Origin of the sequence: Arthrobacter sp. Soil763 (assembly GCF_001428365.1) — a bacterium.
Lineage (GTDB): Bacteria > Actinomycetota > Actinomycetes > Actinomycetales > Micrococcaceae > Arthrobacter.
Genome location: NZ_LMSH01000001.1, coordinates 751,384 through 758,157, shown reverse-complemented (window position 1 = coordinate 758,157; position 6,774 = coordinate 751,384). Strand labels below are relative to the sequence as shown.

Below are 6,774 nucleotides of genomic sequence, written 5' to 3'. Positions count from 1 at the left end.
GGAGCAACTTTTCAAACTTACCCGAGTCCGAACCGCTTTGCAAACCGGCGATCCGCCGGAATCCAAAGCAACGAAAGGGTCCCCACCCAAAAACCGGCGCGCACTAATCCGCACCATTTTTCAGGCTGTTTATCAGGGGGTCGGTCGCTATCTTTCCGCTTCAGCGGCGGCGACTCGAATAACTTTACACACCCCCACGACCCCACGCAAATCCACCCCCAACCGCTCCCCTGGGCAGCGGAAACCGCGAGAATCCGCGGTTTGGCGCCCCCGATTCGGCTGCGCAGAGCCGCGCCGGCGCCGTCGGGAATAGTTGTGGGCTCGGTCACGGCGCAGGCCCCGGCTGCGGGCCCCCTCCAGTAGGCCCGCCCGACCGCGGCGGCACCCCCACCGCACCTGCAAGTACCCTCGGCCCCGGCGCCCCGCTGGGGTGCGCGCCCTCGCGGGCCCCTTACCCGCGTCAGCAGCTCCAGCGGATCCCGCGGTTAAACGCAAAGAGGGCCGGCAACCAGATGGTTGCCGGCCCTCTTTCAAGCCGCTGGCTTCAGGGGTGCTGAATTACCAGGAAGACTTCGTGATGCCCGGGAGCTCACCGCGGTGAGCCATGTCGCGGAAGCGAACACGGGAGATACCGAACTTCTGGAACGTACCGCGGGGGCGGCCATCGATGATGTCGCGGTTGCGGAGGCGGACCGGGGAAGCGTTGCGGGGAAGCTTCTGCAGGCCGAGGCGTGCAGCTTCGCGGGCTTCGTCGGTTGAGTTGGGGTCAACCAGGGCCTTCTTCAGTTCGAGGCGCTTTGCAGCGTAGCGCTCGACGATGACTTTACGCTGTTCGTTCTTCGCGATCATTGACTTCTTAGCCATGTGCTTAGCGCTCCTCTCGGAATTCGACGTGCTGGCGGATCTTGGGATCGTACTTCCGCAGGACCATGCGGTCCGGGTCGTTACGACGGTTCTTGCGCGTCACGTAGGTGTAACCCGTGCCCGCGGTCGACTTGAGCTTGATGATCGGACGTACGTCCTTGTCCTTTGCCACTAGAGCTTCACTCCTCGTGCCAGGATATCGGCGACGACAACGTCGATGCCGCGCACGTCGATGGTCTTGATGCCACGTGCAGAGACCTGCAGGGTGACATTACGGCGCAGGGACGGAACCCAGTAGCGCTTCTTCTGGATGTTCGGGTCGAACCGGCGCTTGTTGCGGCGGTGCGAGTGCGAAATGCTGTGTCCAAAGCCCGGCTCGGCTCCGGTCACCTGGCAGTGTGCTGCCATGACGACTCTCCTCGTAAATAAATTGGAACGGCAGCGGAGTTCCCGCATCGCCGTGCGGCAGGCGACGTCCGCATCCGGCTCCCACGAGCCATTCCGCAGCAGCCGATCCAGGACCGGCCGCAGTCTTCATTGCGAAAATGTTGTGGGTGCTGGCACGGGGCGGGGTTTCCAGAGGAGACCACTGCGAGTGCCGGGATGCCGGGCGAATACAGGAGTGTCCGCAACTTGAGCCCCTAACTACCGGCCACCGGGACGGACTGTTTTCACAGGATTTCCCGACAACCGGAGCAATTGCGCCCACTCCGCGCCACCTAGCGCCTACCAAGTCTACGAGCTTGGCGAATTAAAGACCAATCCGGCCCTTCCCGGGGTATAAGCGCCGTCACGGAGCGTGCCGCCAAATCACAACAGCGGCGTAGTGCATTCACAGCTAGATGAAAGCCGGGGGGCGGACTCTGGAGCCATGAACACGACATCCCGGACAGCCCTGCGGCCTCAGCCCCGGCAGGCGCCGGCCGCCGCAAACCCCTATGCGGGGCAGCACCGGCGCCGGCTGCTCCGGGCAGACCTTCTTACCGTGGTCGCCTGGGCATCGGTGGCGGCCGCCGTCGCGTTGTGGCTGGCCGACGGCGGAGCATCGGGTTTCGCCACCGCTGCCGGCGCCTTCACGGCAGCGGGGATCGTCGCCGGGCTTGCCGGCATGGACCTGGTGCTGCTCATGCTGCTCCTGGCCGCGCGGCTCCCGGTCATCGACGCCACCGTGGGCCACGACCGGGCCCTCCAATTCCACCGCAAGCTCGGGAAGCCCTCGCTGTACCTGCTGCTCGCCCATGGCGTGCTGCTCGCAATCGGTTACGGCCTGGCCGAGGGGCTAAATCCGGTCAGCGAGGCAGTGTCCCTGTGGGTGCTGGTCCCCGACATGTGGCTGGCCTTCGTTTCACTGGCGCTGTTTGTCGCCGTCGTCGTGACCTCGTTGGCGGCGGTGCGCCGCCGTTTCCCCTACGAGTTCTGGTACGGCGTCCACCTGCTGACCTACGCCGCGGTGCTGACGTCCCTGCCGCACCAGTTCAGTGTCGGCGGGCTGTTCGCAGCGGGCACCTGGCAGCGCTGGTACTGGCTGGCCGCCTGCATCGCCACCGGTGCCGCGCTCCTGCACTACCGGGTTTTGGAGCCGCTCGTCGCCACGTTCCGGCACGGGCTGAGGGTCAGCCGGGTGGTGGCCGCCGGGCACTGTGCGGTCAGCATCGAGATGACGGGACGGCACGTGGATGAACTGGCCGGCAGCGGCGGACGGTTCTTCATCTGGCGCTTCCTCACCCCCGGACAGTGGTGGCATCCGCATCCGTTCAGTCTCTCGGCGGAGCCGGTGCAGATGGACGCCGACGGCGGCGGGCGGCTGCGGATCACCGTCCGGAACCTGGGCCGGGGCTCGGCCAGCCTGGCGCGGCTCAGGACCGGCACGCGGGTAGCCGTGGAGGGACCCTACGGCGTCTTCAGCACCGCGGCCCGCAGCCGCAGGCACGTGGTGATGGTCGGCGCCGGCATCGGCATCACGCCTATCCGCGCCCTCCTGGAGCGCACCCCGTTTGCCCCCGGGGACGCGACCGTGATCCTCCGGGGCCATGACAGCTCCGGCCTCTACCTGGCGGACGAAATCCTCGATCTCTGCCAGCGCCGCGGCGCGGCTCTGTTCCATCTGACCGGCCGCCGCCCTCCCGGCGTGGACACCTGGCAGCCGGAGGCCGAAGCCCGGGCCGGCTACCGGCTGGCCAGCTACGCGCCGCGGCTGGCCGACGCCGACGTCTACGTGTGCGGCCCCGCCGGCTGGGCGCGGAATGTCCTCGATGACGCGCGCCGGGCCGGGGTGCGGGAAGAACAACTCCACTACGAAAGGTTCGACTGGTGAGAATTCGCGCAGCAGTTTCAGCAACCCTGGCCTCGGCGGGCATCCTGCTGGCCGGCTGGCAATCCGGAGCGCACGTCGCGGGTACAGCCAGCGCCGCCGGCTCCACGGCCGGAACCACCGGGATCGCCGGCGGGTCCGTATCCTCCGGGTCGGCTGGCTCCGCCGGGTCTGCGGGCTCCGCCGGGTCTGCGGGCTCCGCCGGCGCCGCCGGGTCGGCGGCGAAGGCCGGGGGAACCTTTGTTGGTGACGTCGTCCAGACCCGGTTCGGCCCCGTCCAGGTGCAGATCACCGTCAGCGGCGGCACCATCTCGGACGTCACGGCACTTCAGCTCACCGACGACGGCGGCAGATCGGTGCAGATCAGCAACTACGCCGCACCCCTGCTGCGTGCCGAAGTGCTCCAGGCGCAGTCGGCCAACGTGCAGACCATCGGCGGAGCCACCGTCACGAGCGACGCCTACCTGACCTCCCTCCAGGCAGCCCTCGATGCAGCCCACCTCTGAGCTGGACCAACCGGCGCTCAAAGCCAAAGTCTTCCGCTGCATGGGCACGGTCATCAGCCTCACCGTCCCCGCCGGACGCGAACCCCGGACCGCCGCGGACGATGCCGGCCTCGGCGACGCGGCGGCCGCCGTCGAACGCGTGTTCGTGGCGCTCGATGCCCGCTTCAGCCTCTACCGGACCGGGTCGGAGGCAAGCCGGCTGGCCCGCGGCGAGCTGACCCTGCGGTGGACGTCCCGGGAATTCCAAGACCGCTACGCCGAGGCCGCCCGCTGGCGGCTCCTGACCGAGGGCGCCTTCACGCCGGAGCGCCCGGACGGTGTCCCCGACCTGTCCGGCCTGGTGAAGGGATTCGCCATCCAGCAGGCCTGTATCGCGCTGCAGTCCCTGGGGCTGCGCGACTGGTGCCTCAACGCCGGCGGCGACGTCCTGGTCTCCGGGTCGCCGATCCCGGGCAGCCGGGCGTCATGGCAGGCCGGAATCGTCGACCCGCTGGACCGCGGCTCCCTGATCGCCGCCTACCCCCTGGGCGGCAGCACGGGGCCCGGCGCCCTCGCCACCTCCGGCTCCGCCGAGCGCGGCGACCACATCTGGGTCCTCGGCGGCGGCGCCAGTGAGTTCCGCCAGGTGTCGGTGGCCGCGGCGGACATCGTGACCGCGGATGTGCTGGCGACGGCGATCGTGGCCGGCGGCCCGGCCATGCTCAACCGGGCAGCCAGCGCCTGGGCGGTGGAGGTCCTTGCCGTCCGGCACGACGGCGGGCTCCTGGCGACCGCGGGCTTTCGGGCCTAGAAGCCGCGTCCCGGACTGGCCGGCTAGGGGCCAGCCGGGGGCAGGGCATTCGACGCCGCGACACCGGCATACCAGCGTCCGCTGGCCTTGGGCGTGCGGCGCTGCGTGTCGTAGTCCACCCGGACAAGGCCGAAACGCTGGTGGTAGCCGAACGCCCACTCGAAGTTGTCCAGCAGGGACCAGGCGAAATACCCGCGGACGTCGACGCCGTCCGCCAGCGACTGGTGCACCGCCTCGAGATGGTCCGCGAAGAAGGCCAACCGGGCCTGGTCGTCCACAAACCCGGCATTATCCGGGACGTCGTCGAAGGCGGCGCCGTTCTCCGTGATGTAGATCGGGACCCCGGCCGGGCCGGTGTAATCGCGGTGCACCCGGTTCAGGAGCCGGCGCAGGCCCTCGGGCTGGATCTCCCAACCCATCCCGGTGACCGGCAGCCCGCGCGGGACCTGCCGGACGCCGTCGGCCGCGACATAAGGTGATGCAGCGCCCGCCGCGTCCGCCCCGCCCGCCGCAGAGGCTCCGGCAGGCCCGGCAGTGAAGGCGTCGCCGTGGTAGTAGTTGACGCCCAGCAGGTCCAACGGCTGCGCGATGACCGCCAGGTCCCCGGGCCGTACGACGCCGGCCATCCCCAGGTGGGCGACGTCCGCGAGCACGTCGGCCGGGTACTCGCCGCGGAACAGCGGGTCCAGGAAGAGCCGGTTCGCCTGGCCGTCGACTCGACGCGCAGCATCGCGGTCCTCGTCCCGGCCGGGATCCGCCGGGTCCGCCACCGTGAGGTTCAGCGTGATGCCAAGTGCCGCCCCGGGATCGCGCCCGCGCAGCGCCCGTACGGCCAGCCCGTGGCCCAGCAGCAAATGGTGGACGGACGCGAGCGCCGCGGCCGGGTCGCGCCGGCCCGGGGCATGGATGCCGGCGGCATAGCCCAGGAAGGCGGAGACCCAGGGCTCGTTGAGCGTGGTCCAGAACCGCACCCGGTCGCCGAGTGCCTCATGCATGAGGGCGGCGTAGTCGGCAAAGCGTTCTGCGGTTTCCCGCGCCGCCCAGCCGCCGCGCTCCTCCAGCGCCTGCGGCAGGTCCCAGTGGTACAGGGTGACCCACGGCGTGATGCCGGCCGCGAGCAGCTGGTCGACCAGCCGGGAGTAAAACGCGATGCCCTCGGGGTTGGGGGTCACCCCGTCGGGCATGCAGCGGGCCCATGAGATGGAGAAGCGGTAGGCGGCGAGGTTCAGTTCCTGCATCAGGCGCACATCCTCGGCCGTGCGGTGGTAGTGGTCGCAGGCGACGTCACCGTTGTGGCCGTCCGCGACCGCGCCGGGGACGCGGCAGAAGACGTCCCAGATGGACTCCCCGCGGCCTCCCTCGTGGGCAGCGCCCTCGATCTGGTAGGCCGCGGTCGCAGCTCCCCACAGGAAGCCGGCAGGGAAGGTGCTCGGGGTGCTGTTCATCCTGATGCTGCTCCTTGGCTGGGGGCTGGAGGGCGTGCGTTAGAGGCGGGTGAGCGACGGGTACCGCGGCGAGAGGCCGTCGCCGGAGGACTTCCCGGTGACCCGGCGCATCACCCACGGGCCGGCGAATTCGCGCACCCAGCGGGCGTTCGCCCGCAGCGCGTCGGTCCGGCTGAGCTCCGGGACCGGCGTCATGGGCGGCACGTCGATCGAGTGGTCGTGCTCGAGCACGGTGAGGACCCGCTTGGCCATATTGGCGTGGCCGGCGGCGGACATGTGCATCCGGTCGGTGTCCCACATCCCCCAGTCGTAGTATTCGCTGAAGCGCCAGTAGTCCACGAGGAGCGCGCCGTGGTCGCCGGCAATACCGCGCACGAGTTCGTTGTAGATCGCGGTCCGGCCGCGCATGGTGCCGAAAACTTTGGAACCCCGCGCATCAAAGCCGGTGAACATCACCACCGTGGCGCCGGTGGCCGTCAGGGTGCGGATAGCAGCGTCGTATTCGACCAGTAGGTCGTCGATGTCGATCCGGGGGCGGAGGATGTCGTTCGCTCCGGCGTAGATGGTCACTAGGGTGGGTTTAAGCGCGACGGCGGCGTCCACCTGTTCGGCCAGGATCTGGCGGAGCTTGCGCCCCCGGATGGCGAGATTGGCGTAGCCGAACCCCGGGTCCGCGGCGCCCAACTGCTCCGCCACCCGGTCCGCCCAGCCCCGCACGCCGTTGGGGCGGCCCGGATCGGCATCGCCCACGCCTTCCGTGAACGAGTCTCCGAGGGCAACGTAGCGGGCAGTGAATTCCATTCGCCCAGTCTGCCATCCGTTGCTGGGGGCAACCAAGGACCTCCCCGGGCGGGGCCG

8 protein-coding genes are annotated in these 6,774 nt (G+C 69.5%); 3 read left to right on the top strand and 5 right to left on the bottom strand.

Annotated elements, in window-relative coordinates; genetic code table 11:
- Positions 1 to 558 precede the first annotated feature (558 nt).
- From rpsN to rpmB, 3 genes are read right to left on the bottom strand one after another with little or no spacing between them, the layout of a single operon-like run.
- Positions 559 to 864, bottom strand: a complete 306-nt coding sequence (gene rpsN / locus ASG71_RS03565; protein ID WP_043485315.1) for a 30S ribosomal protein S14 — start codon at positions 862 to 864, stop codon at positions 559 to 561.
- A 4-nt stretch (positions 865 to 868) separates the two neighbouring features.
- Positions 869 to 1,036, bottom strand: coding sequence for a 50S ribosomal protein L33 (gene rpmG / locus ASG71_RS03560; protein WP_056737121.1), 168 nt, complete (start codon positions 1,034 to 1,036; stop codon positions 869 to 871).
- A complete protein-coding gene (gene rpmB / locus ASG71_RS03555; RefSeq protein ID WP_056737118.1) occupies positions 1,036 to 1,272 on the bottom strand; it encodes a 50S ribosomal protein L28 in 237 nt (78 codons plus the stop codon). Before rpmB ends, rpmG begins: the two co-directional genes overlap by 1 nt.
- Positions 1,273 to 1,735: 463 nt before the next feature.
- Here rpmB and ASG71_RS03550 point away from each other — a divergent pair, with 463 nt between their 5' ends.
- Genes ASG71_RS03550 through ASG71_RS03540 form a run of 3 tightly spaced genes read left to right on the top strand, consistent with a single transcriptional unit; the run spans position 1,736 to position 4,471 of the window.
- Positions 1,736 to 3,178, top strand: coding sequence for a ferric reductase-like transmembrane domain-containing protein (locus ASG71_RS03550; RefSeq protein WP_056737116.1), 1,443 nt, complete (start codon positions 1,736 to 1,738; stop codon positions 3,176 to 3,178).
- Positions 3,175 to 3,681, top strand: a complete 507-nt coding sequence (locus ASG71_RS03545) for an FMN-binding protein (RefSeq protein WP_056737114.1) — start codon at positions 3,175 to 3,177, stop codon at positions 3,679 to 3,681. The genes ASG71_RS03550 and ASG71_RS03545 overlap by 4 nt, the downstream gene beginning before the upstream one ends.
- On the top strand, positions 3,665 to 4,471 hold the full coding sequence (locus ASG71_RS03540; protein WP_235563910.1) for an FAD:protein FMN transferase: 807 nt from the start codon (positions 3,665 to 3,667) through the stop codon (positions 4,469 to 4,471). The genes ASG71_RS03545 and ASG71_RS03540 overlap by 17 nt, the downstream gene beginning before the upstream one ends.
- A gap of 23 nt (positions 4,472 to 4,494) precedes the next feature.
- Here ASG71_RS03540 and ASG71_RS03535 read toward each other — a convergent pair whose 3' ends face one another.
- Both ASG71_RS03535 and ASG71_RS03530 read right to left on the bottom strand, forming a co-directional pair.
- Entirely contained in the window at positions 4,495 to 5,916 is a 1,422-nt protein-coding gene (locus ASG71_RS03535; RefSeq protein ID WP_056737112.1) for a GH1 family beta-glucosidase, read from the bottom strand.
- A 39-nt stretch (positions 5,917 to 5,955) separates the two neighbouring features.
- Positions 5,956 to 6,717, bottom strand: a complete 762-nt coding sequence (locus ASG71_RS03530; RefSeq protein ID WP_056737110.1) for an SGNH/GDSL hydrolase family protein — start codon at positions 6,715 to 6,717, stop codon at positions 5,956 to 5,958.
- Positions 6,718 to 6,774: the final 57 nt, after the last annotated feature.